General features: G+C 60.2%; 26 protein-coding genes. 15 read left to right on the top strand and 11 right to left on the bottom strand.

The annotated features are described in order from the left end of the window. The 10 genes from murB to Q0792_RS14725 all read left to right on the top strand — a co-directional run bounded on the left by murB (position 1) and on the right by Q0792_RS14725 (position 12,140). Entirely contained in the window at positions 1 to 918 is a 918-nt protein-coding gene (gene murB / locus Q0792_RS14770) for a UDP-N-acetylmuramate dehydrogenase (protein ID WP_298842322.1), read from the top strand. Positions 919 to 1,045: 127 nt separating this feature from the next. After that, positions 1,046 to 1,966 carry a D-alanine--D-alanine ligase gene (locus Q0792_RS14765; protein WP_298842319.1) on the top strand — a complete coding sequence of 307 codons (921 nt, stop codon included), beginning with the start codon at positions 1,046 to 1,048 and terminating at the stop codon, positions 1,964 to 1,966. After that, positions 1,954 to 2,832 (top strand): cell division protein FtsQ/DivIB, encoded by an 879-nt coding sequence (locus Q0792_RS14760; protein ID WP_298842316.1) that lies wholly within the window; start codon positions 1,954 to 1,956, stop codon positions 2,830 to 2,832. Before Q0792_RS14765 ends, Q0792_RS14760 begins: the two co-directional genes overlap by 13 nt. Positions 2,833 to 2,835: 3 nt before the next feature. Beyond that, positions 2,836 to 4,170, top strand: a complete 1,335-nt coding sequence (gene ftsA / locus Q0792_RS14755) for a cell division protein FtsA (RefSeq protein ID WP_298842314.1) — start codon at positions 2,836 to 2,838, stop codon at positions 4,168 to 4,170. A gap of 1 nt (position 4,171) precedes the next feature. Beyond that, positions 4,172 to 4,579 carry a hypothetical protein gene (locus tag Q0792_RS14750; RefSeq protein WP_298842311.1) on the top strand — a complete coding sequence of 136 codons (408 nt, stop codon included), beginning with the start codon at positions 4,172 to 4,174 and terminating at the stop codon, positions 4,577 to 4,579. Between the two features lie 377 nt (positions 4,580 to 4,956). Next, positions 4,957 to 6,594 carry a cell division protein FtsZ gene (ftsZ, locus tag Q0792_RS14745; RefSeq protein ID WP_298843814.1) on the top strand — a complete coding sequence of 546 codons (1,638 nt, stop codon included), beginning with the start codon at positions 4,957 to 4,959 and terminating at the stop codon, positions 6,592 to 6,594. 201 nt (positions 6,595 to 6,795) lie between these two features. Continuing rightward, complete coding sequence (gene lpxC, locus Q0792_RS14740) at positions 6,796 to 7,719, top strand: UDP-3-O-acyl-N-acetylglucosamine deacetylase (protein WP_298842308.1); 924 nt, start codon at positions 6,796 to 6,798, stop codon at positions 7,717 to 7,719. Positions 7,720 to 7,857: 138 nt separating this feature from the next. After that, positions 7,858 to 8,721, top strand: a complete 864-nt coding sequence (locus Q0792_RS14735) for an outer membrane protein assembly factor BamD (RefSeq protein ID WP_298843811.1) — start codon at positions 7,858 to 7,860, stop codon at positions 8,719 to 8,721. A 31-nt stretch (positions 8,722 to 8,752) separates the two neighbouring features. After that, on the top strand, positions 8,753 to 10,402 hold the full coding sequence (gene recN, locus Q0792_RS14730; protein ID WP_298842306.1) for a DNA repair protein RecN: 1,650 nt from the start codon (positions 8,753 to 8,755) through the stop codon (positions 10,400 to 10,402). A 52-nt stretch (positions 10,403 to 10,454) separates the two neighbouring features. Then, on the top strand, positions 10,455 to 12,140 hold the full coding sequence (locus tag Q0792_RS14725) for a chloride channel protein (RefSeq protein WP_298842303.1): 1,686 nt from the start codon (positions 10,455 to 10,457) through the stop codon (positions 12,138 to 12,140). Positions 12,141 to 12,147: 7 nt separating this feature from the next. Here Q0792_RS14725 and Q0792_RS14720 read toward each other — a convergent pair whose 3' ends face one another. From Q0792_RS14720 to Q0792_RS14695, 6 genes are all read right to left on the bottom strand, one after another. Beyond that, positions 12,148 to 12,492: a DUF427 domain-containing protein gene (locus tag Q0792_RS14720; RefSeq protein ID WP_298842300.1), complete on the bottom strand. Its 345-nt coding sequence runs from the start codon at positions 12,490 to 12,492 to the stop codon at positions 12,148 to 12,150. A gap of 73 nt (positions 12,493 to 12,565) precedes the next feature. Continuing rightward, complete coding sequence (locus tag Q0792_RS14715; protein ID WP_298842297.1) at positions 12,566 to 14,356, bottom strand: aminopeptidase P family protein; 1,791 nt, start codon at positions 14,354 to 14,356, stop codon at positions 12,566 to 12,568. A 54-nt stretch (positions 14,357 to 14,410) separates the two neighbouring features. Next, a complete protein-coding gene (cobT, locus tag Q0792_RS14710; protein ID WP_298842294.1) occupies positions 14,411 to 16,288 on the bottom strand; it encodes a cobaltochelatase subunit CobT in 1,878 nt (625 codons plus the stop codon). A 13-nt stretch (positions 16,289 to 16,301) separates the two neighbouring features. Then, positions 16,302 to 16,985 (bottom strand): aspartate/glutamate racemase family protein, encoded by a 684-nt coding sequence (locus Q0792_RS14705; protein WP_298842292.1) that lies wholly within the window; start codon positions 16,983 to 16,985, stop codon positions 16,302 to 16,304. A 3-nt stretch (positions 16,986 to 16,988) separates the two neighbouring features. Next, positions 16,989 to 17,975 (bottom strand): cobaltochelatase subunit CobS, encoded by a 987-nt coding sequence (gene cobS, locus Q0792_RS14700; protein WP_298842289.1) that lies wholly within the window; start codon positions 17,973 to 17,975, stop codon positions 16,989 to 16,991. A gap of 119 nt (positions 17,976 to 18,094) precedes the next feature. Then, a complete protein-coding gene (locus Q0792_RS14695) occupies positions 18,095 to 18,721 on the bottom strand; it encodes a J domain-containing protein (RefSeq protein WP_298842285.1) in 627 nt (208 codons plus the stop codon). 76 nt (positions 18,722 to 18,797) lie between these two features. Between Q0792_RS14695 and Q0792_RS14690 the strand changes: the two genes are divergently transcribed. Further along, complete coding sequence (locus tag Q0792_RS14690; protein ID WP_298842282.1) at positions 18,798 to 19,055, top strand: BolA family transcriptional regulator; 258 nt, start codon at positions 18,798 to 18,800, stop codon at positions 19,053 to 19,055. A gap of 9 nt (positions 19,056 to 19,064) precedes the next feature. Here Q0792_RS14690 and Q0792_RS14685 read toward each other — a convergent pair whose 3' ends face one another. Then, complete coding sequence (locus Q0792_RS14685; RefSeq protein WP_298842280.1) at positions 19,065 to 19,592, bottom strand: DUF4177 domain-containing protein; 528 nt, start codon at positions 19,590 to 19,592, stop codon at positions 19,065 to 19,067. Between the two features lie 83 nt (positions 19,593 to 19,675). Next, entirely contained in the window at positions 19,676 to 20,152 is a 477-nt protein-coding gene (locus tag Q0792_RS14680; protein WP_298842275.1) for a thioesterase family protein, read from the bottom strand. Between the two features lie 196 nt (positions 20,153 to 20,348). Here Q0792_RS14680 and Q0792_RS14675 point away from each other — a divergent pair, with 196 nt between their 5' ends. Genes Q0792_RS14675 through Q0792_RS14665 form a run of 3 tightly spaced genes read left to right on the top strand, consistent with a single transcriptional unit; the run spans position 20,349 to position 21,299 of the window. Further along, the gene (locus Q0792_RS14675) at positions 20,349 to 20,663 is read left to right on the top strand and encodes a hypothetical protein (protein WP_298842273.1); all 315 of its coding nucleotides are present in this window, start codon (positions 20,349 to 20,351) and stop codon (positions 20,661 to 20,663) included. 4 nt (positions 20,664 to 20,667) lie between these two features. Beyond that, positions 20,668 to 20,985 (top strand): helix-turn-helix transcriptional regulator, encoded by a 318-nt coding sequence (locus Q0792_RS14670; RefSeq protein ID WP_298842270.1) that lies wholly within the window; start codon positions 20,668 to 20,670, stop codon positions 20,983 to 20,985. Further along, the gene (locus Q0792_RS14665) at positions 20,970 to 21,299 is read left to right on the top strand and encodes a hypothetical protein (RefSeq protein WP_298842268.1); all 330 of its coding nucleotides are present in this window, start codon (positions 20,970 to 20,972) and stop codon (positions 21,297 to 21,299) included. The genes Q0792_RS14670 and Q0792_RS14665 overlap by 16 nt, the downstream gene beginning before the upstream one ends. Here Q0792_RS14665 and gatB read toward each other — a convergent pair whose 3' ends face one another. The 3 genes from gatB to Q0792_RS14650 form a co-directional block, all read right to left on the bottom strand. Continuing rightward, complete coding sequence (gene gatB / locus Q0792_RS14660; protein WP_298842265.1) at positions 21,300 to 22,811, bottom strand: Asp-tRNA(Asn)/Glu-tRNA(Gln) amidotransferase subunit GatB; 1,512 nt, start codon at positions 22,809 to 22,811, stop codon at positions 21,300 to 21,302. A gap of 78 nt (positions 22,812 to 22,889) precedes the next feature. After that, complete coding sequence (locus Q0792_RS14655; RefSeq protein WP_298842262.1) at positions 22,890 to 23,360, bottom strand: hypothetical protein; 471 nt, start codon at positions 23,358 to 23,360, stop codon at positions 22,890 to 22,892. 28 nt (positions 23,361 to 23,388) lie between these two features. Next, entirely contained in the window at positions 23,389 to 24,696 is a 1,308-nt protein-coding gene (locus Q0792_RS14650) for a hypothetical protein (RefSeq protein ID WP_298842259.1), read from the bottom strand. Positions 24,697 to 24,925: 229 nt separating this feature from the next. Here Q0792_RS14650 and Q0792_RS14645 point away from each other — a divergent pair, with 229 nt between their 5' ends. Then, the gene (locus Q0792_RS14645; protein ID WP_298842256.1) at positions 24,926 to 25,522 is read left to right on the top strand and encodes a transglycosylase SLT domain-containing protein; all 597 of its coding nucleotides are present in this window, start codon (positions 24,926 to 24,928) and stop codon (positions 25,520 to 25,522) included. Positions 25,523 to 25,531 lie beyond the last annotated feature (9 nt).

Below are 25,531 nucleotides of genomic sequence, written 5' to 3'. Positions count from 1 at the left end.
ATGACTGATATGCCCTACGTCCGGGGCCGGCTGACTGCCGGCCGTGCGCTGAGCGACCTGACCTGGCTGCGCGTGGGCGGACCGGCTGACTGGTTGTTCCAGCCGGCGGATACCGAAGACCTTTGCGCGTTTCTTTCCACGCTGCCGGATGACGTCAGCGTCTTCCCGATGGGCGTAGGGTCGAACCTCATCGTTCGGGATGGCGGGTTGCACGCTGTAGTGATCCGCCTGGGGCGGGGGTTTAACGCGATATCCTGTGAAGGCACGCGCGTAACCGCCGGAGCGGCAGCACTCGATGCTCATGTCGCGCGCAAGGCAGCTGACGCTGGCCTCGATCTGACATTTCTGCGCACGATCCCGGGCAGTATCGGTGGTGCCGTGCGGATGAACGCGGGGTGCTACGGCAGCTATACGGCGGATGTTCTGGTCGAGGTGCAGGCAGTCACGCGGTCCGGTGAAATCATAACGGTACCGGCGTCTGATCTGCAGCTTGCCTATCGCAGCAGTGATCTTCCCCGGGGCACTGTCCTGACCGCCGCAGTATTCGAAGCGCCGCCGGGAGAGCCGGCGGAACTGCATGCCCGCATGCAGGAGCAACTGGCAAAGCGCGACGCGACCCAGCCGACGAAGGACCGCAGCGCCGGATCGACCTTCCGCAATCCGGCGGGTTTTTCATCGACGGGCCGGACAGATGATGTGCATGATCTGAAAGCCTGGAAGGTAATTGATGACGCCGGGTTGCGCGGTGCGCGGCTGGGTGGCGCTCAGATGAGCGAAAAACATCCGAATTTTCTGATCAATACAGGCAATGCCACTGCCGCAGACCTTGAAGGCCTGGGCGAGGAGGTGCGAAAAAAGGTTTACGCCCAAAGTGGTATCACGCTAGAATGGGAAATCATGCGGGTTGGCGAAAAGTGAGGGGAATTAACCCCCGGTTAACCATAAATCGCCACGCTCGGATGCAGAACAAAAGACGGTGAACCGGCGCAAAAGCCGGACATAACACAAACAAAAGGGGTCAGTTGGCCCCAGCAGAGGCACCAAGGTGGGTCAGTCGGGCAGGACACCCTCCAGAGTGGCAGTATTAATGGGCGGACCTTCGGCAGAGCGCGAAGTGTCTCTGTCCAGCGGGAAAGCCTGCGCTGACGCTTTGCGGGATGAAGGGTATAACGTCATCGAAGTCGATGCCGGCGCGGATCTGTGTGCGGTACTGACCGGTATCGCACCGGACGCTGTGCTCAACTGTCTGCACGGCCGCTGGGGCGAGGATGGCTGTGTACAGGGGCTGCTGGAGTGGATGCGGATCCCGTATTCTCACTCCGGTGTACTTGCCTCGGCACTGGCAATGGACAAACAGCGCAGCAAGTCGGTATTCGAGGCGGCCGGCCTGCCAACGGTACACAGCGTTATCGCTCCTGCGGATGATGTGCGCGCGGCGCATGTGATGGAGCCGCCCTATGTGGTCAAGCCAAACAACGAAGGTTCGTCTGTGGGCATCTATCTGGTGCACGAAGAAGCCAACGGGCCGCCACAGCTGAGCGATGACATGCCGGCCCATGTCATGGTCGAAAAATTCGTCCCGGGCCGGGAGCTGACAGTCACCGTAATGGGGGACCGGCCGCTGGCTGTGACAGATATCCTGACCGACGGCTGGTATGATTACGACGCAAAATACAAACCCGGTGGGTCCCGCCATGTTGTGCCGGCGGACCTGCCCGAAGAAATAACAGAGCTGTGCCTCGGGTATGCCCTGCGGGCGCATCAGGTTCTGGGGTGCCGCGGTGTCAGCCGCACGGATTTCCGCTGGGATGAGGCGCAGGGAGCAGATGGGCTGATCCTGCTGGAGACCAACACCCAGCCCGGAATGACGGCGACGTCCCTGTCGCCCGAGCACGCGCAGGCGGTGGGGATCAGTTTCGGTCAGCTCTGTGCCTGGATGGTGGAGGATGCCTCATGCGATCGCTGATCCGACGTCCCCGCAATCAGGCCTCCGACCCTGCGCCATCGCGCTGGTCCTGGCGGATGCAGCGCCTGATGCTGACCCCGGCGTTTCGTCTGACCCTGCGTGCAGGCCTGCCGATGGCGCTGGCTTTCGGGGCGGGGACCGCCTGGCTTGCAGATGAGACGAACCGACAGATGGTGCGCGATACTGTCTTTGAGGCGCGGGCCAGCTTTGAGGCCAGGCCGGAGTTTATGGTCCACCTCATGGCCGTGGATGGTGCCGCGGACACTCTGGTCGAGGAAATCCGTGAAGTTGTGCCGCAGGATTTTCCGGTCAGTTCCTTTGATCTTGATCTTCCGGCGATCCGTGCTGCGATTTCCGGTCTCAGTCCGGTGAAATCTGCCACCGTTCGGATCCGTCCCGGCGGTGTTCTGCAGGTCGACGTAGAGCCGCGCCGGCCTGTGGTGATCTGGCGCACACCTGACGGTCTGGCGCTGATCGATGTGACCGGCGCGCATGTGGCGCATATCCCGAAACGTATGGCGCGCCCCGACCTGCCGCTGATCGCCGGCGAAGGCGCGGACCAGAACGTGAAGGAGGCACTGTCGCTCTACCGGGCCGCGGCCCCTCTGGGGGGACGTTTGCGCGGGATTGTGCGCATGGGAGACCGCCGCTGGGACGTCGTGCTGGACAGAGACCAGCGCATTCTGCTTCCCGAGGAGGGAGCGGTCGAAGCGCTGGACCGGGTGATTGCAATGGACAGTGCACAGGATGTGCTGGCACGGGACATCCGGCGGATCGATCTGCGCCTGGGCACACGACCAACCGTCCAGATGACAGATTACGCCACCGGTGAATGGTGGGAAATTCGACAGGTATCAGGGCAGTAGACGATGAACGATTTGTATGAAAACCAGCGCCAGATGCGCCAGATGCGCAAAGCTGCGATGCAGCGCGGTGTGGTGGCCATTCTGGATGTGGGCAGCTCAAAGATTTCCTGTCTCGTACTGCGGTTTGATGGCGCTGGTCCGGTCGGCGAAGAAGGCGAAATAGGATCACTGGCTGGTCAGTCTGCATTCCGGGTGATCGGGGCGGCCACAACCCGGTCGCGGGGCGTGAAATTTGGTGAAATCTGCGCGATGCAGGAGACGGAGCGGGCTATTCGGACTGCTTTACAGGGCGCTCAGAAGATGGCCGGGATCCGCGTGGATCATGTGATTGCCTGTTTTGCCGGAGCAGGGCCCCGGTCCTATGGCCTTGATGCACAGGTCCCGCTTGATGGGCGGGAAGTCACAGAAGAGGACGTAGCACGTGTCATGGCGGCCTGTGATGTGCCGGATTATGGCGCAGGCCGCGAAGTGCTGCATGCGCAACCGGTGAACTTTGCCATTGATCACCGGTCCGGGCTGGTTGATCCGCGGGGGCAGATGGGCAATGCACTTTCAGTGGATATGCACATGCTCACCGTCGACGGGCAGGCGGTTCAGCACCTCGCGCATTGCATCAAGCGGTGTGACCTTGAGCTCGCCGGGATTGCCTCCTCTGCCTATGTCAGCGGGTATTCATCGCTCGTTGAGGATGAACAGGAGCTGGGGGCCGCCTGTATTGACCTCGGCGGTGGCAGCACAGGGGTTTCCATCTTCATCAAAAAGCACATGATCTTTGCCGATACGGTGCGCATGGGTGGTGATCACGTGACGTCCGACATCTCGATGGGTTTGCAGATTCCAACGTCGAACGCGGAGCGGATCAAAACATTCTATGGCGGCGTGCACGCAACGGGCGTGGATGATCGTGAGATGATTGAAATCGGCGGCGACACCGGAGACTTTGAACATGACCGCCGGACCGCCAGCCGGGCTGAGGTGATCGGCATCATGCGCCCGCGCGTCGAAGAGATCCTCGAAGAGGTGCGCGCGCGGCTTGATGCCGCCGGTTTTGACCATCTTCCCAGCCAGCAGATCGTACTGACAGGCGGTGGCAGTCAGATACCGGGGCTTGACGGGCTGGCAAGCAAGATACTCGGCCAGCAGGTCAGACTTGGCAGGCCGCTGCGCGTGCATGGCCTGCCGCAGGCCGCCACCGGGCCGGCCTTTTCGTCGGTGGTCGGGCTGTCGCTGTTTGCTGCGCATCCGCAGGATGAATGGTGGGATTTCGACATTCCGGCAGAAAGCTACCCCAATCGTTCGTTGCGTCGTGCGGTCAAGTGGTTCCGGGATAACTGGTAAAGTGCGGGCGTGGCTTTCTGCGCTGGCAGCGCTGACTTGGGCTGCTGCTGCGCCGGCGCAAACGCTGATTTCACCGCAGGCATTTCTGGATGAGGCTGTTGGCAAAACCCTGACGTTCAGTGATCTCACGACAAACCAAATTGTCGGAACGGAGTTTTTCATCTCGCGCACGGAATCCGTCTGGGAGCAGGCGGACGGGATCTGCGTGCGCGGCAGAATAACCACCCCCGACGACAGGATCTGCTTTCTCTATGATCACCAGCAAGACCGTGAACCTGTGTGCTGGTGGCCGTTTCGCCACGAAGGCCGCCTGATGGTGCGTGTCGCGCGTCTGAGCGATGGTGAGATACAGGTTGTCTCAGACATCTCGGATGAACCGTTTTACTGCGGTGATGTGCCGGTTAGCTGATGCGCCGGAACATGCCTGCACACAAAGAATCGGGTGACCCCGAAGGCACAGTGTGGTACCGTTCGGGCAAGGCCCGACAGAGGCCCGATGGCGATCGAGCAGGCGTCACACATCGGTGAATCACTAGCGGCACGCGCGCAACCATTGCGGCGCGCACAACTCCCGTTTGTGCAATCCCAGGCGTATCGGATGCCGTCTACGCAACATCTTGCCTGAACCACCTGTCTGAAGCGGCCGGAGAGCGCTGAAACCCCACATTTTGTGGCAAATTTGCGTTTTTTGCGTGACGCTTTCTTTACGTCCGGGTATTGTTGGCGCGGAACAGCATGAAAAAAACCACCCGCGAATGCGGGCTTTCAGCACAGGCGGATTACACAATGGCTCTTACTCTCACGATGCCCGGTCAGGGCGATCTGAAACCCAGGATCACCGTTTTCGGTGTCGGGGGTGCCGGCGGCAACGCCGTCAACAACATGATCGAGAAAGAGCTCGACGGTGTCGAATTCGTTGTGGCCAATACTGATGCGCAGGCGCTGCAGCAGGCGAAATCTGAAAACCGGGTTCAGCTGGGCGTGAAAGTCACCGAGGGTCTTGGCGCCGGTGCACGCGCCAGCGTCGGTGCGGCAGCCGCCGAAGAGAGCATCGAGGAAATCGTCGATCACCTGGCCGGGGCGCATATGTGCTTTATCACCGCGGGAATGGGCGGCGGCACAGGCACAGGTGCTGCGCCGATCATCGCGCAGGCAGCCCGGGAACTGGGTGTTCTGACCGTCGGTGTTGTGACCAAGCCGTTTCAGTTCGAGGGCGCCAAGCGGATGCGTCAGGCTGAGGACGGTGTCGAAGCCCTGCAGAAAGTCGTTGATACGCTGATCATTATTCCGAACCAGAACCTGTTCCGGCTGGCGAACGAAAAAACAACATTTACCGAAGCGTTCTCGATGGCAGATGACGTTCTGTATCAGGGGGTCAAGGGTGTGACTGATCTGATGGTCCGTCCTGGTCTGATCAACCTTGATTTTGCGGATGTGCGCGCCGTGATGGATGAAATGGGCAAGGCAATGATGGGCACGGGCGAGTCCGATGGCGAGGATCGCGCGATCCAGGCCGCGGAGAAGGCAATCGCCAACCCGCTGCTCGACGAAATCAGCCTGCGCGGTGCCAAAGGTGTTCTCATAAACATCACCGGTGGCCATGACCTGACACTGTTTGAACTCGACGAAGCTGCGAACCGTATCCGCGAGGAAGTGGACCCGGAAGCAAATATCATTGTAGGCTCCACTCTGGATACGGACATGGGCGGTCTGATGCGGGTCAGTGTGGTCGCAACAGGTATTGATGCAACGGAGGTCAATACCGACATGCCGGTTCCGCGCCGCTCCATGTCCCAGCCCCTGCGCCCCGCTGCTGAGGCGGTTGAAGAGGTTGCCCCCGTTGCTGCCTCTGCAGCGGTTGTGGCACCGGAATATGCCGAAGCCGGTGAAGCGCAGGTTGCCGAAGCCGCAGAAGAACCATCTCTCTTCCGCGAACTGGACGCAGAAGTTCAGGCGGTTGCGGACACAGGCGAAGATGTATTTGCGCAGGCACAAACGGTTGCCGCTGACGATGATCTTCCGGCACCGGCCTATCAGCCACAGGTTGCTGCTTTCGAGCCGGCGCGTGACGAAGAGCCGGCCGCTGAAAGCTTTGTGGCACCGCGCGCGCCTGCACCCGGTACGCCGTCACCCGAAGCGATGGCGCGTCTGCGCGCGGCTGCTGAGAAGGCGGCACCTTATCCGGAGCGCCGGCAGGCAACTGCACCCGAGGCAGATGCACAGGGCGAACGTCCGCGGTTCGGCATCAATTCGCTGATCAACCGTATGACAGGGCAGGGCGAGGGCGCTGCGCCCGCCGCACCGCGGCAACAGCCGCAGGTCCAGCAGCGCAGCGCGACACCGGCGCCAATGCCGCAGGAGCAGGCCGATCCGGACCAGGAGCGGATAGAAATTCCGGCTTTCCTGCGTCGTCAGGCGAACTGATCTCATCACAATACTACAGAAACGGGCTGCTGTTTGGCGGCCCGTTTTCTTTTGTTTACAGTAAATTAGACGTGTCGCGGCGTGTTCTTGCCGAATTGTAACAGGAGTGTTTCAGTCCGTTGCAAAGATTGAGTTGAGACCCGTGGGCAGTGCGCATAGTTACCGGTCAACCGGAGTTAATCCGTATTAATTGAGGGCGACGTGCAGACAACGATCAAAACACCAGTGAGCTTTTCCGGCACCGGGTTACACTCGGGCAAGAAGGCTGTTCTGACGATCCGTCCTGCAGGTGCAGAACATGGCATCTGGTTCTCACGCACTGACATCGCGACAGGCGACCGGCTGATCCCGGCCCGCTGGGATGCTGTGCTGCGGTCACCGCTGTGCACCCGGATCGAAAACAGCTCGGGGCTTCAGGTTTCTACGATCGAGCACGTCATGGCCGCTCTGGCGGGTTGCGGCGTGCACAATGCGCTGGTTGAGATCGACGGTCCCGAAGTTCCCATCCTCGACGGCTCGGCCGCTCCTTTCGTGCGTGGCATCATGCAGCGTGGTCTGCGGACGCTGCCAGCACCCGTCCGGGCGTTCGAGGTTCTCAAAGAGGTGACAGTGCGTGATGGCGACGCATCAGCAACACTTGCACCTTCCGGGACGCTGCGCATCGACTTCGAAATTGATTTTGCTGACAGGGCGATCGGTCGCCAGCATAAATCTTTGGTGATGAATAACGGCAGCTTTGCGCGCGAACTGTGCGACAGCCGCACGTTCTGCCGTCAGGCGGATGTAGACGTCATGCGTGCCAACGGTCTGGCGCTGGGTGGCAACGCCGGTGAGAACGCGGTTGTCTTCGACGGCGACCGGGTGCTGAGCCCAGGTGGCCTGCGCCACAGCGATGAGCCCGTCCGCCACAAAATGCTGGATGCTCTGGGCGATCTGGCGCTGGCCGGAGCGCCGCTTCTGGGGCATTACACCGGTGTCCGCGCGGGTCATTCGCTGACCAACACACTGCTGCGTGAACTGTTTGTCACCCCGGGTGCCTTCCGGATGCTTGTCTGCGATAAGGATCAGGTCTCCCGACTGCCAGGTTACGGCCTTGTCTGGGATGAGATTCCCGCAGTTGCCTGAGCGGCTCCTGCAACTCTCCATCACAAACGAAGGATGTTGTGCAAAGGGCGTTTTGCATGGCAATTTTCTGTGCTAGGACCATCGGGTAGCGGGGAAGAACCGGTGCACGGGGTAACGAAAAGGGTGTCTGGCATGGGTATGTTCAGCGCACATAGGCAAAAATGCGGCGCGGTGTTTCTGAGCGTGTTTCTGGCGGGATGCGGCGGCAGTGATGGCGGGCGTACGACCGGAAGCTTTTTCAACCCTCAGGAAATTCCGCTGGAGACCTACAGCGCCGAGCAGATATTTGAACGCGGCGAGTTCGAACTGAGCAATTCGGACCCTGAAGAAGCTGCGTTTTACTTTGCCGAGATCGAACGCCTCTATCCTTATTCGGACTGGGCGCGCCGCGCACTGATCATGCAGGCATTTGCCTATCACTCTGACGAAGACTATCCGAACAGCAGGTCGGCCGCGCAGCGGTTTATCGATTTCTATCCCGATGACGACGACGCCGCCTATGCACAGTATCTGCTGGCACTGAGCTACTATGACCAGATTGACGAGGTTGGCCGGGACCAGGGGCTGACATTCCAGGCGCTTCAGGCCTTGCGCGAGGTCATAGAGCGGTATCCTGACAGCGAATACGCACGCTCGTCGGTGTTGAAGTTTGACCTCGCCTTTGACCACCTTGCGGCCAAGGAAATGGAAATCGGGCGGTACTACCTGCGCCGGAATCACTACACAGCTGCCATCAACAGGTTCCGTGTGGTTGTCGAAGATTTTCAGACCACGGCGCAGACTCCGGAAGCGCTGCACCGTCTTGTGGAGGCCTATCTGTCACTCGGGCTTGTTGACGAAGCCCGGACCGCAGGCGCCATACTCGGATTTAACTATCGCTCGACTGACTGGTACGAGGACAGCTTTGCGCTTCTGACCGGTCAGGGGCTGACACTTGAGGCGGCCGGAGACGGCTGGCTGCGCCAGGTGTATCGCCAGACTGTCAAGGGCGACTGGCTCTGACGGGGATGCGCCGGGATACGGGATAAAGCCGATGCTGCGCGGACTTGATATTTCGGATATGCTGATCATTGACCGGCTGGAGCTTGCCTTCCAGCCAGGTCTGAACGTGCTGACCGGCGAGACCGGGGCGGGCAAGTCTATCCTTCTGGATTCACTGGGCTTTGTTCTGGGCTGGCGGGGGCGTGCTGATCTCGTGCGCAGCGGCGCGGCACAGGGGGAAGTCACGGCATGGTTTGACCTCGGAGACGACCACCCCGCGCGCGCTGTTCTCGAAGACGCAGGTCTGCCGGTTTCGGATGAACTGATCCTGCGGCGGGTCAACAGCCAGGATGGCCGGAAAACTGCCTGGGTCAACGACCGGCGCTGCTCCGGCGACGTTCTGCGGCAGCTGTCGGCTACACTTGTTGAGCTCCATGGCCAGCATGATGACCGCGGGCTGCTGGACCAGAAAGGACATCGCGCAATTCTGGACGAGTTTGGTGGGCTGGATGCCCATAAAGCTGTAACCCGCGCGGCTTGGACAGAAAAAGGACGTGCGGCAAAAGCCCTGGCCGCCGCAGAGACGGCCATCGCCGGCATTCGTGAAGAGGAAGATTTTCTGCGTCACGCCGTCGCCGAACTGGATGCCCTGACGCCTGAAGCAGGCGAAGAAGCGGCACTGGATGCGCAGCGCCGCCTGATGCAGGGGGCAGAGAAGATCCGCAATGACGTGGTGCGCGCCTATGAACTGCTGGGCAACCAGGGCGCTGAGGCTGCCCTTGGAGAAGCGCTGCGCTGGCTGGAAGGTGCCGCAACCCACGCAGAGGGTCGTCTGGAAGCTCCACTGGCGGCTTTGTCCCGCGCCCTGGTTGAACTGGATGAAGCCACCGGCGGAATTACCGCAGCCATTGACGATCTCTCCTTTAACCCGACCGACCTCGAAGAAACAGAAGAGCGTCTGTTCGCGATCCGGGCGCTGGCCCGTAAACACGATGTGCAACCTGATGATCTTGCAGGTTTCGGCGAAACTCTGCGCGCGCGGCTGCAGGCGCTGGATGCAGGGGACGCCGAACTCGCAGACCTGCGTCGGGCCCTGTCTGAATGCGAGGCACGGTATCAGTCGGCCTCGGACGCGTTGCGCACTGCCCGCGAGAAAGCAGCAAAAGGCCTCGACAGGGCCGTCGGAAAGGAACTGGCGCCTCTGCGGATGGAACGTGCCGTTTTCGAGACGGTCATCACGGATGAAGCACCCGGACCAGACGGGCGTGACAGCGTGGCATTTTGTGTGGCTACCAACCCTGGCGCACCGGCAGGGCCTCTCAACCGGATCGCGTCCGGTGGTGAACTCAGCCGGTTTCTGCTGGCTCTCAAGGTCTGCCTTACCAGTGGACAGAGTGGCCTGACGATTATCTTTGATGAAATTGACCGTGGTGTCGGTGGTGCCACCGCGGATGCTGTCGGACGGCGGCTTGCTGACCTTGCTCAGGGCGGGCAGGTGCTGGTCGTAACGCATTCGCCACAGGTTGCGGCCCTCGGGGCGCATCACTGGCGCGTGGAAAAACGCGTGCACGCAGGGATGACGACGTCAACAGTTACCCCGCTGCCCGGTGCGGACCGTGTTGACGAGATCGCGCGGATGCTGTCGGGCGATACGATAACCGAAGAGGCTCGCGGTGCCGCGCGGGCACTGCTGGCAGGCTAGCTGTCATACCGGCCAGTGCGCCGGGCAACGCAAAAAAGGATCTGAGATCAGCATGCCCCGGCCAGACAGCTCACTGATATCCCGGCAGCTGGACCGCGCGGTCACGTCCTGTCGTCACGGGCTGGATGTTTTGCGCAAACAGGGGCCAGGTCAGATCCAGTTCTGGTTTATCGCACTTGCAGTTGGTGTGGCGGCGGGTTTTGCCGCGTTGTTTTTCCGAAAAGGGATCAATGCGTTACAGACTTTTCTTTACGGTACAGAGGATGTCCGTCTGTTGCATAGTTTTGCACAGTCTCTGCCATGGTACATGATCCTGATTATTCCGATTTGCGGCGGTCTGGTGGTCGGCCTCATTCTGAACAGGTTCACCAACGACGGCCGTGCCAGATCTGTTGCAGACGTGATTCATGGCGCGGCAATGCACGATGGCCGGGTCGAAACGCGCGCCGGGCTGGCATCGGCGCTGGCCTCTATGATCACCCTTGGGACCGGCGGGTCGAGCGGCCGGGAAGGGCCTGTTGTTCACCTTGCGGCGGTGATTTCCACCTGGGTGAACCGACGCATGCATGCCGATGGAATTACCGGGCGTGATCTATTGGGATGTGCCGTCGCGGCGGCGGTTTCGGCGAGCTTTAATGCCCCGATTGCCGGCGCTCTTTTTGCGCTCGAGGTGGTACTGCGGCATTTCGCGGTGCACGCTTTTGCGCCGATCGTGATCGCAAGTGCTGCCGGCACAGTAATCAACCGACTCGAATTCGGCGGCGTGACAGAGTTTACGCTGGCAACCACCGGCGAGGTGCAGTTCTACCAGGAAATGCCGGCGTTTCTGTTGCTGGGTCTGATGTCAGGGCTCGTCGCAGTTGCTCTGATGAAGGCGATCTTCTGGTCTGACGATTTCGGTACGGTCATGCAGAACCGCCTGTCAATCCCGGGCTGGCTGCGTCCGGCGGTGGCTGGTGCGATGCTGGGCGGTATCGCCATCTGGTTCCCGCATATCATCGGCGTCGGATATGAGACCACGTCGCTGGCTCTGACAGGGCAGCTTGGTCTGTGGGATGCCATCGTTTTCGCCATTCTCAAAACGGTTGCAGTGGCAATTACAATGGCGGGCAGGATGGGCGGCGGTGTGTTTTCTCCGTCGCTGATGGTTGGCGCGCTCACGGGCCTGAGTTTCGGGTTGATTGCGACCGGTATATTCCCAGATGTATCAGGCTCTTATACGCTTTATGCTCTTGCCGGGATGGGGGCTGTTGCCGCGGCTGTTCTGGGCGCCCCGATATCGACGACGCTGATTGTCTTTGAACTGACGGGGGACTGGCAGACCGGGCTCGCGGTGATGGTCGCGGTGTCGATGTCCACGGCGCTCGCATCACGACTGGTTGATCGCAGCTTTTTCCTGACCCAGCTGGAAAGGCGGGGCATTCATCTGGCTGCCGGGCCACAGGCCTATCTGCTGGCGATGTTCCGGGTGGGCAGTGTGATGCGGCGGCCCGATGATCCGCGCGCGGCCAGCGAAGAGGCCTGCTGGGAAATGATCGGAGAGGGCATCTATATTGATGCCACTGCCACGCTGGAAGCAGCGATGCCGATCTTTGAGACCGGGCAAACCTTTATTCCGGTGGTTACGCTGAGCGCCGATGCCACGCCGCCGCAGTTGCTGGGTGCAGTTTTTTATGTGGACGCTCTCAAGGTCTACAACCGGGCACTGGCGGCGACAGCCGCTGAGGAACACTCCTGATCAGAGATCAGATCTGTTCCACCGTCACGTCACCATTCGTGTAAAACGCCAAGTGTTCCCTGATACGTGATACGGCATCAAGCGGATTTTCGTATGACCAGGCAACGTCCTTCAGCGTCGTGCTCTTGGTAACCACCGAAAAGTAGGTCGCATCACCCTTATAGGGACAGTGGGTCGACTTTTCGGAACTGTCGAGAAAGGCCATCGCGATGTCGTCGCGTGGAAAGTAAATAACCGGCGGGTAATCGCCCTCGACCAGTTCCAGCGCGTTGTCGCTTTCACCCAGAACGGCGCCGCCGGCACGGACGGACCAGGTGCCTCCGGCTTTGCGGATTGTGATATGTGCGGCCATGACGGTGCCTCCCCTGGTGCGTCGGACGATGTTGTAACGCGCTCTGTCGACGGAGAGTGACGGAAATCCCTGCTCAGACCGGCGCGGTTGCGACATCCAACCACGTTTTGGCGTCGGGCGATAGGCGCGGGCCGATCTTTTCTGCAACTTCAGCGTGGTAGCTGTTGAGCCAGTCGCGTTCAGCGGGTGTCAGCAGCGATACGACCAGAAGCCGCCTGTCGATCGGGGCAAATGTCAGGGTCCGCCAGTTGAGCATGGCGCGGTGATCGTCCCCGCCAGGCAGCGCAGGCGCTTCCTGCGCCACGATCAGATTTTCGATACGGATGCCGAACGCGCCTTCGCGGTAATACCCCGGCTCATTGGACAGGATCATGCCAGGTTCAATTGGAACATGGCTGATACGGCTCAGACGCTGCGGTCCTTCGTGAACGCTCAGATAGGCACCAACGCCGTGCCCGAGCCCGTGGTCAAAATCCTGGCCGGCGAGCCAGAGCGGCATCCGTCCGATGGCCTCGATGTCGCGTCCGGCCAGCCCGGCGGGCCAGCGCAGGCGGCTCATCGCGATCATCCCCTGCAGCACGCGCGTGAAAGCAACCGCCGCCTCCTCGGGTGGCGCGCCGATGGCGATGGTGCGGGTGATATCCGTCGTCCCATCGAGGTATTGCCCACCACTGTCGAGCACAATCAGGTGGCCGTCTTCGAGGGTTGCATCTGTCTCTTCGGTTACCCGGTAGTGCATGATCGCACCGTGAGGCCCGGTGCCCGCGATGGTTTCAAAGCTGATGTCCTGCAGCGCATTATCATTGCGGCGCAGTGCCTCAAGTTGTGAAACCACCTGGGTTTCGGTCAGTGTTCCGGGGGCCTGTGCGTCAAGCCAGGCAAGAAGTTCAGCAACCGCGGCACCATCGCGCAGATGCGCCTCGGCGGAACCTGCAACCTCAGCTGCATTCTTGCGGGCTTTCGGCAGGGCACAGGGTTCATCGCCCCAGACTGCTGCGTCGCCCGCTGCATCAGCGATGGCGACAGGAACAGATCCTTTGTCCAGCCGGACCGGACCTTCCAGCCCACTGACGAAATTCACCAGATGACCAGGAGCATGCACTGTCACTTCCGGGCCCAGATGATCGCGCAGACCGTCAAGTTTCTCTGCTGCCATAAACAGATGGACGAGGCCTGCATCAGTCAGGACGGCAAAGCCCTGAGCGATGGGGTTGCGGGGAATATCCGCACCGCGGATGTTGAGCAGCCAGCAAAGTGAATCCGGCAGTGTGATAACGGCTGACCGGTGCCCGGCCGCGGTCAGCCCGGCCGCAAGCCTTGTCCGTTTGTCTGCATGGCTTTCTCCGGCGAATTCCAGCGGATGAATCCGGGCCTTTTCCATCGGTGGCGCTGGCTGGTCATCCCAGATGCGGTCCACAAGGTTTTCCGTTGGCCGCATTACAATACCGCTGCCTTCAAGGTCCTCGCGCAACGCTTCCATCTGACCAACAGTGTGCAGCCAGGGGTCAAAGCCAACGACGCCTCCGTCGGGCAGTTGTTCGCACAGCCATTTTCCAGGCCGGATATCGGGCCAGGGCACAGGCGTGTATTCTCCCGCGACCTGCGACTTCACCTGCGTGCGGTAACGTCCGTCAATGAACACGCCCGCGACCTGCTGCAGGGCAATGCAAAATCCGGCCGAGCCGGTGAAGCCGGTAAGCCAGGCCAGACGTTCATCATGGGCAGCAACGTATTCGCCCTGATGCGCGTCAGCGCGGGGAACAAAAAAACCATCCAGGCCTTCTGCTGCCAGAGCCTTACGCAGCGCTGCCAGCCGTGGCGGACCCTGCTCCGGGCGTGCAGTCACATCAAACGTCTGGAACATATCTCCACCCCTGTTTCTTACGGCCCCGAATATCCCCGTGGAGCGTGCGCAGGATCAGCCCGCGCGTTTCATTCCCATGATGCGCGCCCGAGCCCGGGGGTTGCTGTCAAAAAGTGCTGCAAGCTGCTCTGTCATGGCCCCGGCGAGCTGGTCGACGTCCGTAATGGTCACCGCGCGGTCGTAGTACCGTGTCACATCATGGCCGATCCCGATTGCGAGAAGCTCAACAGCGCGCCGCTTTTCTACCATCGCGATCACATCGCGCAGGTGCTTTTCCAGATAGTTCGCCGGATTTACGGACAATGTGCTGTCATCCACCGGTGCACCATCAGAAATCACCATCAGGATTTTCCGTGCTTCTGCCCTCATCAACATCCGGCGGTGTGCCCATTCCAGCGCTTCCCCGTCGATGTTTTCCTTCAGCAGACCCTCTTTCATCATCAGACCCAGATTGGGCCGGGTGCGCCGCCAGGGCGCATCTGCGGATTTATAGACGATATGGCGCAGGTCGTTCAGCCGCCCTGGCTGCTGCGGACGGCCCTCGTTCAGCCAGGCCTCGCGTGCCTGCCCGCCTTTCCACGCCCGGGTGGTAAAGCCGAGGATCTCGACCTTTACGTTGCAGCGTTCCAGCGTGCGGGCAAGAACGTCCGCACAGATCGCTGCAATGGAAATCGGCCGGCCCCGCATCGAGCCAGAATTGTCCAGCAGCAGGGTCACCACAGTGTCGCGGAACTCTGTATCTTTCTCGACCTTAAAGCTCAGCGGGGTGGTCGGGTTGGCCACAACACGCGCCAGACGCCCGGCGTCCAGCATGCCTTCTTCCAGATCAAACTCCCAGGACCGGTTCTGCTGGGCCTGCAGACGGCGCTGCAGCTTGTTGGCCAGACGGCTTACGGCACCTTTCAGCGGCTCAAGCTGCTGGTCGAGGTAGGCGCGCAGACGTTCCAGTTCCACCGGTTCGGCCAGCTCTTCAGCGCCAATTTCCTCATCATGATCAGACATATAGACCAGATAATCCGGATCTGCCTCTGAGGCAGGCTGCGGGGCAGGGGGCTCCATCGGGGCCTCGCCGTCCGGCATCTCCGCCTCGTCGCCCATCTCCTGATCGGCCATGTCATCCATAGAGACCTGTGCCTGGGCTGCGTCCTGCTGTTCTTCCTGGCTCTGCTCGGGCGAACCTTCGGAGTCTTCCTCGTCCTGATCGTCCTGGCCCGTGCTGTCGGGTTCGGAATCCTCGTCCGTGCCTTCTTCGGCCTCGTCCTCCTGATCCTCATCAATCTGGTCGGGGTCATCTCCCAGCTGATCGCCATACCCCAGATCAGAAATCATCTGCCGGGCAAACTTTGCAAAAGCCGACTGATCATTCAGCGTCTCGTCAAGGTTCTCTAGGGTGCCGCCGCACTGATCCTCGATAAACCCGCGCCACAGGTCCATGACATTGTGTGCATCGGCGGGCAGATCCCGGCCCGTGGCAAGGTGCCGGATCAGATAGCCCGCGGCAACAGAAAGCGGCACATCGGCTGCCTGCGACACCTGGCCATAGCCCTTACGCATCGCCTCGTGGCTGATCTTGGCGTCGATGTTGCCGGCCGTGCCGGGCATATCCCGCGCGCCCATCGCTTCGCAGCGGGCTGTTTCCATCGCCTCGTAAAGATCGCGGGCCATATCCCCCTGTGGCTGATAGCGTGAATGCGTCTGCCCGTTGTGGTACCGGCGGTGCAGGGCCAGCGCATCGGCCGTTCCGCGTGCCAGCATGACCTCGTCGCGTGTCATCCGGCGACTGACCTGCGGCAGACGCATTGCATCACCGGAAACACCTGCCGGGTCCACCGAATAGGACACGGTCAGCTCAGGGTCATGTGCCATAACCCTGGTCGCCTCGCCGAGCGCTTTTTTGAACGCATCTGCCGGATTGTCAGAAGGTTTGCTCATATGTCCGTTCCCATCAGGTCAGCGACCGTTCCCCGGACGCAAGATCGGCCAGCAGGGCCACATGCACGTCCAGCGCATCTATTACTTTATACCCCGGGTCGTGGCCGTCAAACGCAAGACCCAGATCCGTGCCCGCCAGAACGACCGCGTCTGCGCCATGCGCGTCGGTCATCGCCCGGCCAGCTTCAAAAAACAGCGCGCGGCTCTCGTCAGTACACTGACCACTCAGCGCCATGCGCAGATATGTGTCCGCGACACGGTCCAGATCATCTGAGGGGGCTACCGCACGGGTCTCTTCCAGTTGTCCGTAGAGCTTTGTCCGCATCACAACCCCGGTGCCCAGCAAGCCGATTGTGCCGATACCCTGACCGGAAAAATAGTCATCCAGCGGGGTCACACCGCTGACAAGGGGCAGCGTGCTGATCGCTTGCGTCTCTGCAAAGCAGAAGTGGCCACCCAGCGACGTTATTGCTGCACAGTCAGCCCCGGCCGCTTTCAACCGATCAATCAGTTCGGCATATATCTGCGCCTGAGCGGTCCGGTTGTCCGCGAGGTTATTCGCTACCAGCTCATCAGCGCTGGCCTGAACAATCGTCAGGTCAAGTTTCTTGCCGCGTTCGCGCATCAGGGCCGTCAGCCGCTGATAGTAAACCACCGTGGCTGCCGGGCCGATACCGCCGATCAACCCGATGTGCATGGCTTATCCCAGGCTCACACTTGCCGCGCTCTCGGGAAGCTCTTCGTCAAACAGACGCTGGTAGAACTCTGCCACTGTCTGGCGCTCGAGCTCGTCGCATTTGTTCAGGAACGACAGGCGGAACGCATAGCCCACGTTGCGGAAAATCTCGGCGTTCTGTGCCCAGGCGATCACGGTCCGGGGGCTCATCACGGTCGACAGGTCGCCGTTCATAAAGGCCGTGCGTGTCAGGTCCGCGACGGTGACCATCTGCTTGACGATCTTGCGGCCTTTTTCCGTGTTGTAGTGCGGGTTTTTGCTCAGCACGATGGCGGTTTCCGCGTCGATGCTGAGATAGTTCAGCGTCGCCACCAGTGACCAGCGGTCCATCTGACCCTGGTTGATCTGCTGTGTCCCATGATACAGGCCGGTTGTGTCACCCAGGCCAACGGTGTTCGCGGTCGCAAAAATACGGAAATACGGGTGAGGCGTAATCACCTTGTTCTGGTCGAGCAGTGTCAGTTTGCCGTCCACTTCCAGCACCCGCTGGATCACGAACATGACGTCCGCGCGACCCGCATCGTATTCGTCAAAGACAATCGCAGTGGGATTGCGCAGCGCCCAGGGCAGGATGCCTTCCTGGAAGTCAGTAACCTGTTTGCCGTCTTTGAGCTTGATGGCGTCCTTGCCGATCAGATCGATCCGGCTGATGTGGCTGTCGAGGTTCACACGAACCGCGGGCCAGTTCAGTCGCGCCGCTACCTGTTCGATGTGGGTCGATTTGCCCGTGCCGTGATAGCCCTGAATCATCACGCGGCGGTTGTGCGCAAATCCGGCGAGGATCGCGAGCGTCGTGTCGGGGTCAAATTTGTACGTGCTGTCCAGATCCGGGACCCGGTCGCTGCTGTCTGCGAAACCCTTGATCACCATGTCGGTGTCGATGCCGAAAACCTCGCGTACGCTGATCTCTTCGGTCGGTTTCGTGTCAATATCCAGTGCGCCGTCGGCCATGGGCTTTGTCCTTCGAATTGGGGTCGGGGCGTTGGATCACGCCCGGATCACCTCGTGCAACATATTACGCCGGGGTGCAAGGGAAAGGGCCGGTCCAGTTGTGCTGAAACCTTAGGCCATCAGTCTTTGAAATTGCGGCTGCCTTTGATCTGATCCCAGGCCCAGACAACTTCCTGAAGCTGTTCTTCCTGGCTGCGGTCGCCACCGTTCATATCCGGGTGCAATACCTTGATCAGTGCTTTGTAGGCTTTGCGTACCTCGGGCTTGGTCCAGGTGTCTTTCGCCTCGAGGATTTCAAGCGCGCGACGTTCCGTTGGGGGCAGGCGGCGCCCGGCCTGGGCGCCGCGTCCGGGGTTTTGCGTGGCGTTTGCACCCAGCACCTGGTGCGGATCCTCGATGCCCAGGCGCGCCCAGGCGCGTGCCTCCGGGTCACCCATTGGTTTGGTATTGCGTTCCCAGACCTTGTCTTTTGACATCTGAGCGTTGAGTTCTGCCTCGGTGGTTCCGTCAAAAAAGTTCCACTTCAGGTTGTACTCACGCACATGCGCCTGGCAGAACCAGAAAAAGTCATCCAGAACATCCGGTGCTTTCGGTGCGCGGTACTTGCCGGGTTCCTCGCATCCCTCATGGTCACAGATGCGGGTTGAGGTCTCGGATGCACCGGACATACCCCTGCGTCCCCGCGGGTTTTTCTTTTTCGAGGATGAGACGGACATGTCGAATCCGAAGGGATCGGGTTTACGCATCTTTGGCACCTATACGAGTCGAGGCCGCTTAGTTTAGACTGTGCACGGAAAGATTGAAGGGGGCTGAGCCAAAAAAATGACGAAACGTATGGAGATTGAGGAACGACTGCGTGAGGCATTCAGCCCCGACACTCTTGAGGTGGTGGATGATACAGAAAGTCATCGCGGGCACGCCGGTTTTACCGAGGGTGTCGAAAGCCATTTCAACGTTAAGATCCGGTCAGAACAGTTCCGGGACATGTCCCGGATCGCGCGCCACCGGGCTGTCCATGCAGCACTCGGGGCAGAGCTTATCGGGCGTATTCACGCGCTGGCAATTGATGCAGACGTTTAAAAACGTCGGTCAGGTATTTGATCCAGAAGCTTTTCTTGCTGCTGCAAGCTGAAGCAGAGAGCTGGTCAGTCCGGAGACTTCGCTGAAGTCCTCTACGCCGTTATCCTGCAACATACGGGTTGCACCCTCGCTGCCCGAGGCGTCATCGTCGGGGCCTGCGGGTTTGGTGTAGACCGGTGCGGGCGCAACCGTTCGCGCCCGGGCGACCACCTCCGGCACTTTGTCATCCTGCGGCAGCGGCACAGGCACCGGGCCTTTGCGGGCCGGTGGTGCAGGAAGTCTTTCTGCGGCCTGCAGAACGAGTGGAGAGCGAGCAGGCACCGGTCGGCGGAAAACCAGCATGACCTCGACCGGCGCAGATCCGCCATCACCCTGCGGGATAGCCTCTGCCCGCTGATACTCCCAGCCGCGCATCCCCATATCGTTCATCAGCGTCTGCAGAGCATTCGCCAGCCGGGCGCTTGAGGTGTCGATCCCGGCGCGGGTTTTTGATCTGCGTAAAGGCGCCGGCACAACCCGGTATTCATAGTGTGGCATTGGCACAGTCTCCGTGCTGTCTTTATAGCAGCACTGATGCCGTGCGGAAAGGCACCGGGCAGGCCCACCCGCGGAGCGGGAACTCAGTCCTTGCGCGGAATGCCGATGCGCCTGCCGGCCCGGTCTGGTCTGGGCAGAACGGCGTGGGCTTCGTGCATTTTCTGAAGTTGTTTCAGAATGCTTGCAGGCATAGGAGCGACACGCGGTCCGGACTGGTCAACGTGCAGGCCAAGCGTTTCGCCGGTGGCAGCGCACCATCCATCCTCATGCCAGATTTCCTGCCAGGTGTGGAACCGTTTCTCATCAAAATCAAGTAATTGTAAAGTGATGTTCACCTTGTCACCCGCGTGCAGCTCACGCAGATAACAGATGTGGAATTCTGCCGTATATGTCGTGAATCCGGTTTTCTGGTACGCGGGCCCGAAACCGATATCGGGATAGATCTCGTCTGCGGCCTCGTCGAAGAGGACGCTGTAATATGCCATATTCATGTGTCCGTTATAGTCGGTCCATTCCGGGCGGATATTCATGAGCGATGATCGGAATGGTGCGGATGTCATGAGCGTTGCTTTCGTGGTTTTTATCTGATGTCTGTTCTGTACCATCCCGGCGGTTGATGCGAAAAGAGCGGGTGCCGGGATTTCCGGAACAGAGCAGGCCGGATATTTACCAGAATTCATATATACTTGACTTAATATGCACCCTGATATATATAAGCGATACCAGAACCGGGAAATCCAGTATCCGGAAGAGTTTGTGGACGATTTGGTTCAAAGCATACGGCACCTGTCCATCCCGTGCCGTGAGAACATTCTGATGCTCGAAAAGGAGTTCAGATCGAATGACCCTGATGCTTCAGAACGCTGCGGGCGCCTTGCGGGCGGATATGTGGTCTGTGCGGTCATGATTCCGGAATGCAGAGGGCATAAGCTGGCTGTGTCGCTTGACCTTGCAGCTTCCGGACCGCCGGTACTGATGATCCATGGTGCGGTTGCGGCAAAAGGGGCCTGCGATGCCGCGCGTGATCTGACAATCCGGCACCGCAACCTTGATGTAACTGAATGGGAGTGATCCTGTGACTTCGCTGAAAAACCTGCTGTTTATCGAGGACTCCGCACTCGCGGACTCCTGGGACCGTAACCGGGCAAAGCGCGATATGGCTTTATTGTTCCGGTCGCTGCGCAAAAAGGCCGGCCTGACACAGGTTGAACTGGCCGAACGTTCCGGTCTGTCGCAGTCTCATATCTCCAAAATGGAGTCTGCGACCGGTGCCTTGCCGGAAATACAGTCTTGTTCCCGGTATTTCCACGCCTGTGGAGCGCGTCTGAAGATCACGCCTTTTGAAGTCGAAGCCGAAGAAACCACCGGAGACGAAGTGTGTGCGGTGATCTGATCGCCTGCGCCGGCGTTGCGGTCAGCCATCCGACGGTTCTGAACACTGCCAGCGCGCTGGGTATCGGTCTCCTCGCGGTGCCTGCTTTCTCACTGAATTTCAACAAAAAGACACTGACACGTATCGAAGCGCTCGTCAGGTCGCGCCGCGACCAGGGTGACAGCAGCGCGCTGGACGTGATCGCTCAGGAGCTCGAACAGGATGCTGCCGTGCGCGTGGCAAGCTGGCGCCGGGCCGACGAGCTCTGCCTCAGGATCGGCTATGGCCTGCTGCTCGGCTCCGCAGTTCTGCGGATTTTCGCACCAGCCGCCTGATTACCCTTTAAGTTTCTGCGCCACCAGCTGGTTGACCGCTTTGGGGTTGGCCTTGCCGCCCGTAGCTTTCATCACCTGACCCACGAACCATCCGGCCAGTTTCGGGTTTTCCTGTGCCTTGGCGACCTGTTCCGGATTGGCCGCGATAATTTCATCAACAGCGGCTTCGATTGCGCCGGTATCCGTGACCTGTTTCATCCCACGGGCTTCGACAATTTCTGCCGGATCGCCGCCTTCGGTATAGACGATCTCGAACAGGTCCTTGGCGATTTTGCCCGAAATTGCGTCGGATGCGATCAGATCAATGATGCCGCCCAGCTGTGCCGGGCTTACCGGGCTGTCGGTAATATCACGGTCGTTTTTTTTCAGACGGCCGAAGAGTTCGTTGATCACCCAGTTGGCCGCTGACTTGCCGTCGCGCCCCTGAGCAACCGCTTCGAAATATCCGGCGCTGTCGAGATCTGCCGTGAGCACAGAAGCATCATAGTCACTCAGGCCGAAATCCTTGATAAAACGGGCCTTTTTTGCATCCGGCAACTCGGGCAGACTGGCCTGAATATCGTCAACCCAGGCCTGTTCGATTTCCAGCGGCAGCAGATCCGGATCCGGGAAATAGCGATAATCGTGGGCTTCTTCCTTGGACCGCATGGACCGCGTTTCATTTTTGTCGGGATCATACAGGCGCGTTTCCTGTTCAATCTCACCACCTGCTTCGACAATCGCAATCTGGCGGCGCGCCTCGACTTCGATGGCCTGCTGAATGAACCGCATGGAGTTCATGTTCTTGATTTCGCAACGGGTGCCGAGGTGGCTGAAATCCTGTGTCGCCTGGTACTTTTCGTACTGACCCGGGCGGCACACGGATACGTTCACGTCGGCGCGCATCGAGCCTGACTGCATATTGCCGTCGCAGGTTCCCAGATAGCGCAGGATCTGGCGCAGTTTGGCCAGATAGGCTGCCGCTTCCTCCGGTCCGCGGATGTCGGGGCGCGATACAATTTCCATGAGCGCAACGCCCGTGCGGTTCAGGTCCACAAAGGACATATTCGGGTCCATATCGTGGATAGACTTGCCGGCATCCTGTTCCAGGTGGATACGCTCGACGCGCACCAGCCGGGCTGTTCCGTCACCCATTTCCACCAGCACTTCGCCTTCGCCGACGATCGGGTGGTAGAGCTGGGAAATCTGGTAGCCCTGCGGCAGATCGGGGTAGAAATAATTTTTGCGGTCAAACGCACTCGTCAGGTTGATCGCAGCTTTCAGCCCCAGGCCGGTGCGGACCGCCTGCTCGACACAATATTCGTTGATTGTTGGCAGCATGCCGGGCATGGCCGCATCGACAAAGGACACGTTGTTGTTGGGTTCTGCGCCGAAAGTGGTCGAAGCGGGCGAGAAGAGTTTGGCGTTCGATGTGACCTGTGCGTGGACCTCCATGCCGATCACCAGTTCCCAGTCGTCTTTTGCCCCGGCAATTACTCTGGGCTTTGGCGTTTCATAGGTCAGATCGAGCATGATGGAGTGTTCCCGCAGTTCAGTTCACACGTGAAAGCGTCTTAGGCCAGCCGGGGAAGGGCCGCAAGTCCCGCGCTTTCAGTGAACTTCCGGCAGTGCGGCCCAGCTGACCTCGAGAGTTCCGGCCCCGGGGGAAACCTTCAGGGCGCTGCGGGCGCAGATCCGGCCGTCTGAGGTAAAGTTATCCCGTATACGTACCACCAGCAGGGCGTCAAACGGATGGCTCAGGTCGACGGTGACAACATTGTCCGGCCCCATCGGCGGCAGGACCACGGTCAGGACGTTTTCACCGCGGCTGCCGTCAAGCGGCACATCAAAGTTCAGCGCTCCATGCACGCGGCCGATTGCGTCATAAACGGGCAGATGTTCCTGTGTCATATGAAAGTACACACGCGCGCAGCGCAGAAGACTGACTTCGAGCGCCATCAGCCGCGCTTCGGTATCACCGGCCGCAGAGCAGGGGGCGGCTTGCACAGACTCGGCCGTACGGTGCCACTCAATCCAGTCGCCTGAATCCCAGTGCGCGGCATCTGCGGGAATAGTCGGCATCTTATTCTCCTTATTTGCCCTGCCGTGGTTAACCCTGTTTCGTAACAGGTCCTTCAGCGGTGAATATTATCTGCATTCCCTGATTAATCTCATGGCGAAAGACATGCCGCAACAGTTTCAGTGCATCTTCCCGGCCCGAAGCGGCGAAGCGTCGCGCTGAACCCACGTGCAGGTTGTTGTCAAATCCGCGCGCGGCATGGGCCCAGATCAGCGGATGCAGTTCAGTCATGTGATGGCGCACAATCCAGCCCGCGCAGGCCGCGATTTTCCGGCGCACTGCATTGGCCGTTTCGTCCTGCCCCGGATGACGCCCGATGGTGTTTACGCACCAGGCCGCCAGCAGGTTGGCGGTATACTGATCCGGGCGGCGGTCCAGGATATCGCCCAGACCTTCAATGAAGAAATCGGTGTCGAGCTGCGCGCAGACTGTATCATCGCCTGCCAGCGCATCCATCATCACCCAGGTGTATCCTCCCGCACCCCAGTGCCGGAGCAGTCGTGCTGCTGTGCGCCGCGCTTCGAGTTCCAGAACCTGGCCGGAACCGAACCAGCGCGGTGACGAGTAGTTGCCGAGTGACCGCAGTGGCCCGGGGTTCATCGGGTTCAGATCGATCAGCCGTTCGAAATCACGCGACAGAATGTCGATATGCCGCCCCCCGAGACCGTGAAGCGCGCAATGTGCAGAACTCAGCAGTGGCGAGGTTGTCAGCATCGAAGAAAAAGGGTCCAGGATGTCGCGTGCCCGGTCAAAATGTGCTGAAAAGGCCTCGAGGTTACGGTCGGGCACCTGTGACTGCCAGCCCGTACCACGCCAGAACCAGCCGGTATCCACATGCGCCATAGCGACCGTTGCTGCGCGCCATGGGCAGGTGGGATCCTCGGCCAGCATCTCTTCCAGCGCTTCGATCCCCGACAACAGCGCTGGATTGTCTGCCTGCCGGCTGTCGGTCAGCGCGTGTTCGACGGCCAGTACAACATCCGCGCGGGCGCCGAAGCTGAGCAGGTCTGCGACAGGCATGCCGCCCGGTGTCATATCCCGTGCTGCATCCGCAGTGCGCATGGCGTCCGCCAGTTCCTGCCACCGGTCCTGTCGTGCCAGAAACTGGCCGCGCTGCTGGTGCAGGTCGCGTATTCGGTCTTCGTCGGAGGGCATCGGGCAGGGGATCTGCAGCGGATGTTCGTCCGTTGTGCCGGCAGGTGGCGTCTTTGCCTCAGGCGTCCGGTCACGCCGTCGCAGAACGGTCGTGAGAGGAGATACAGGGTCAGGCTGCTGAGCACGGCTGGCCGGACTGGCCTTGCGTACACGGTGCCCGGGAAACAGGGACAGGATCGACATTTACTCATTCCGGAAACTTTACACAGCCACAGCATGACGCTGCATTCCGACTGAAACAAGGCGTTGCAGCGGAGATATCCCGGTATTTCAGCGCAGAGGACCCGGCAACAATCTGTACTGTTCTGCATCAGTAAACGATGCGGGGCATAAGGCGGTTATTGTCGGCGAAAATGCGCTCGGCTTGGTTGTGCTCTTGCGCTGCGCGGGGCGGTCGGCAAAGACTGGCACCATGAAATTATTACTTGCTGTGTCGCTTTCCGCTCTCCTGAGTATTTCCGCCTGCTCTGACGTTGAGCCCGTCGAAGAGGACGAAGGCCTGCCGCCGATGATGTGGTCACACAAAGAGCAGAGGGAGGCGTGGAATGCCGCAGCACTGGATGCTCTGCGAACGCACGGGCAGCCGCTGGTGTCGACTGTACCAGCAGACATTGCAGACTGGTGCCCTGCCTACCCGGAGGCGGACACAGAAGACCGCGAGGCATTCTGGATCGGTTTTTTGTCGTCGCTGGCACGATATGAAAGCACATGGAAGCCGCGGGCAGTCAGCAGCAACGGCAAGTGGTTCGGTCTGCTTCAGATCTCTCCTGCGACCGCCCGTGGATATGACTGTCGTGCAGGTTCCGGCGAGGCACTGAAGAGCGGCACTGAAAACCTCAGCTGTGCGATCCGCATCATGGCCGTCACCGTGCCGCGGGACGGCGTGATTGATGCACGCGATTCACGCTGGCGCGGGGTGGCCGCTGACTGGGGCCCGTTGCGCAAAGAGTCCAGAACCAGCGAGATGTCTGCATGGCTGAAACAACAGCCCTATTGCACGACTGAATAACGCCGTCGC

The organism is uncultured Roseobacter sp., from assembly GCF_947495025.1.
Taxonomy (GTDB): domain Bacteria; phylum Pseudomonadota; class Alphaproteobacteria; order Rhodobacterales; family Rhodobacteraceae; genus Roseobacter.
Note: the sequence above shows the minus strand (reverse complement) of the source record. Positions and strands in the feature narration are given on the sequence as shown.

Excerpts from the sequence above, each read along its gene's own strand:
- murB (WP_298842322.1), top strand. The coding sequence starts at position 1 with ATGACTGATATGCCCTACGTCCGGGGCCGGCTGACTGCCGGCCGTGCG.
- Q0792_RS14760 (WP_298842316.1), top strand. The coding sequence starts at position 1,954 with ATGCGATCGCTGATCCGACGTCCCCGCAATCAGGCCTCCGACCCTGCG.
- ftsA (WP_298842314.1), top strand. The coding sequence starts at position 2,836 with ATGAACGATTTGTATGAAAACCAGCGCCAGATGCGCCAGATGCGCAAA.
- ftsZ (WP_298843814.1), top strand. The coding sequence starts at position 4,957 with ATGGCTCTTACTCTCACGATGCCCGGTCAGGGCGATCTGAAACCCAGG.
- Q0792_RS14735 (WP_298843811.1), top strand. The coding sequence starts at position 7,858 with ATGTTCAGCGCACATAGGCAAAAATGCGGCGCGGTGTTTCTGAGCGTG.
- recN (WP_298842306.1), top strand. The coding sequence starts at position 8,753 with ATGCTGCGCGGACTTGATATTTCGGATATGCTGATCATTGACCGGCTG.
- Q0792_RS14725 (WP_298842303.1), top strand. The coding sequence starts at position 10,455 with ATGCCCCGGCCAGACAGCTCACTGATATCCCGGCAGCTGGACCGCGCG.
- Q0792_RS14720 (WP_298842300.1), bottom strand. The coding sequence starts at position 12,492 with ATGGCCGCACATATCACAATCCGCAAAGCCGGAGGCACCTGGTCCGTC.
- Q0792_RS14715 (WP_298842297.1), bottom strand. The coding sequence starts at position 14,356 with ATGTTCCAGACGTTTGATGTGACTGCACGCCCGGAGCAGGGTCCGCCA.
- cobT (WP_298842294.1), bottom strand. The coding sequence starts at position 16,288 with ATGAGCAAACCTTCTGACAATCCGGCAGATGCGTTCAAAAAAGCGCTC.
- Q0792_RS14705 (WP_298842292.1), bottom strand. The coding sequence starts at position 16,985 with ATGCACATCGGGTTGATCGGCGGTATCGGCCCGGCAGCCACGGTGGTT.
- cobS (WP_298842289.1), bottom strand. The coding sequence starts at position 17,975 with ATGGCCGACGGCGCACTGGATATTGACACGAAACCGACCGAAGAGATC.
- Q0792_RS14695 (WP_298842285.1), bottom strand. The coding sequence starts at position 18,721 with ATGCGTAAACCCGATCCCTTCGGATTCGACATGTCCGTCTCATCCTCG.
- Q0792_RS14690 (WP_298842282.1), top strand. The coding sequence starts at position 18,798 with ATGACGAAACGTATGGAGATTGAGGAACGACTGCGTGAGGCATTCAGC.
- Q0792_RS14685 (WP_298842280.1), bottom strand. The coding sequence starts at position 19,592 with ATGCCACACTATGAATACCGGGTTGTGCCGGCGCCTTTACGCAGATCA.
- Q0792_RS14680 (WP_298842275.1), bottom strand. The coding sequence starts at position 20,152 with ATGACATCCGCACCATTCCGATCATCGCTCATGAATATCCGCCCGGAA.
- gatB (WP_298842265.1), bottom strand. The coding sequence starts at position 22,811 with ATGCTCGATCTGACCTATGAAACGCCAAAGCCCAGAGTAATTGCCGGG.
- Q0792_RS14655 (WP_298842262.1), bottom strand. The coding sequence starts at position 23,360 with ATGCCGACTATTCCCGCAGATGCCGCGCACTGGGATTCAGGCGACTGG.
- Q0792_RS14650 (WP_298842259.1), bottom strand. The coding sequence starts at position 24,696 with ATGTCGATCCTGTCCCTGTTTCCCGGGCACCGTGTACGCAAGGCCAGT.
- Q0792_RS14645 (WP_298842256.1), top strand. The coding sequence starts at position 24,926 with ATGAAATTATTACTTGCTGTGTCGCTTTCCGCTCTCCTGAGTATTTCC.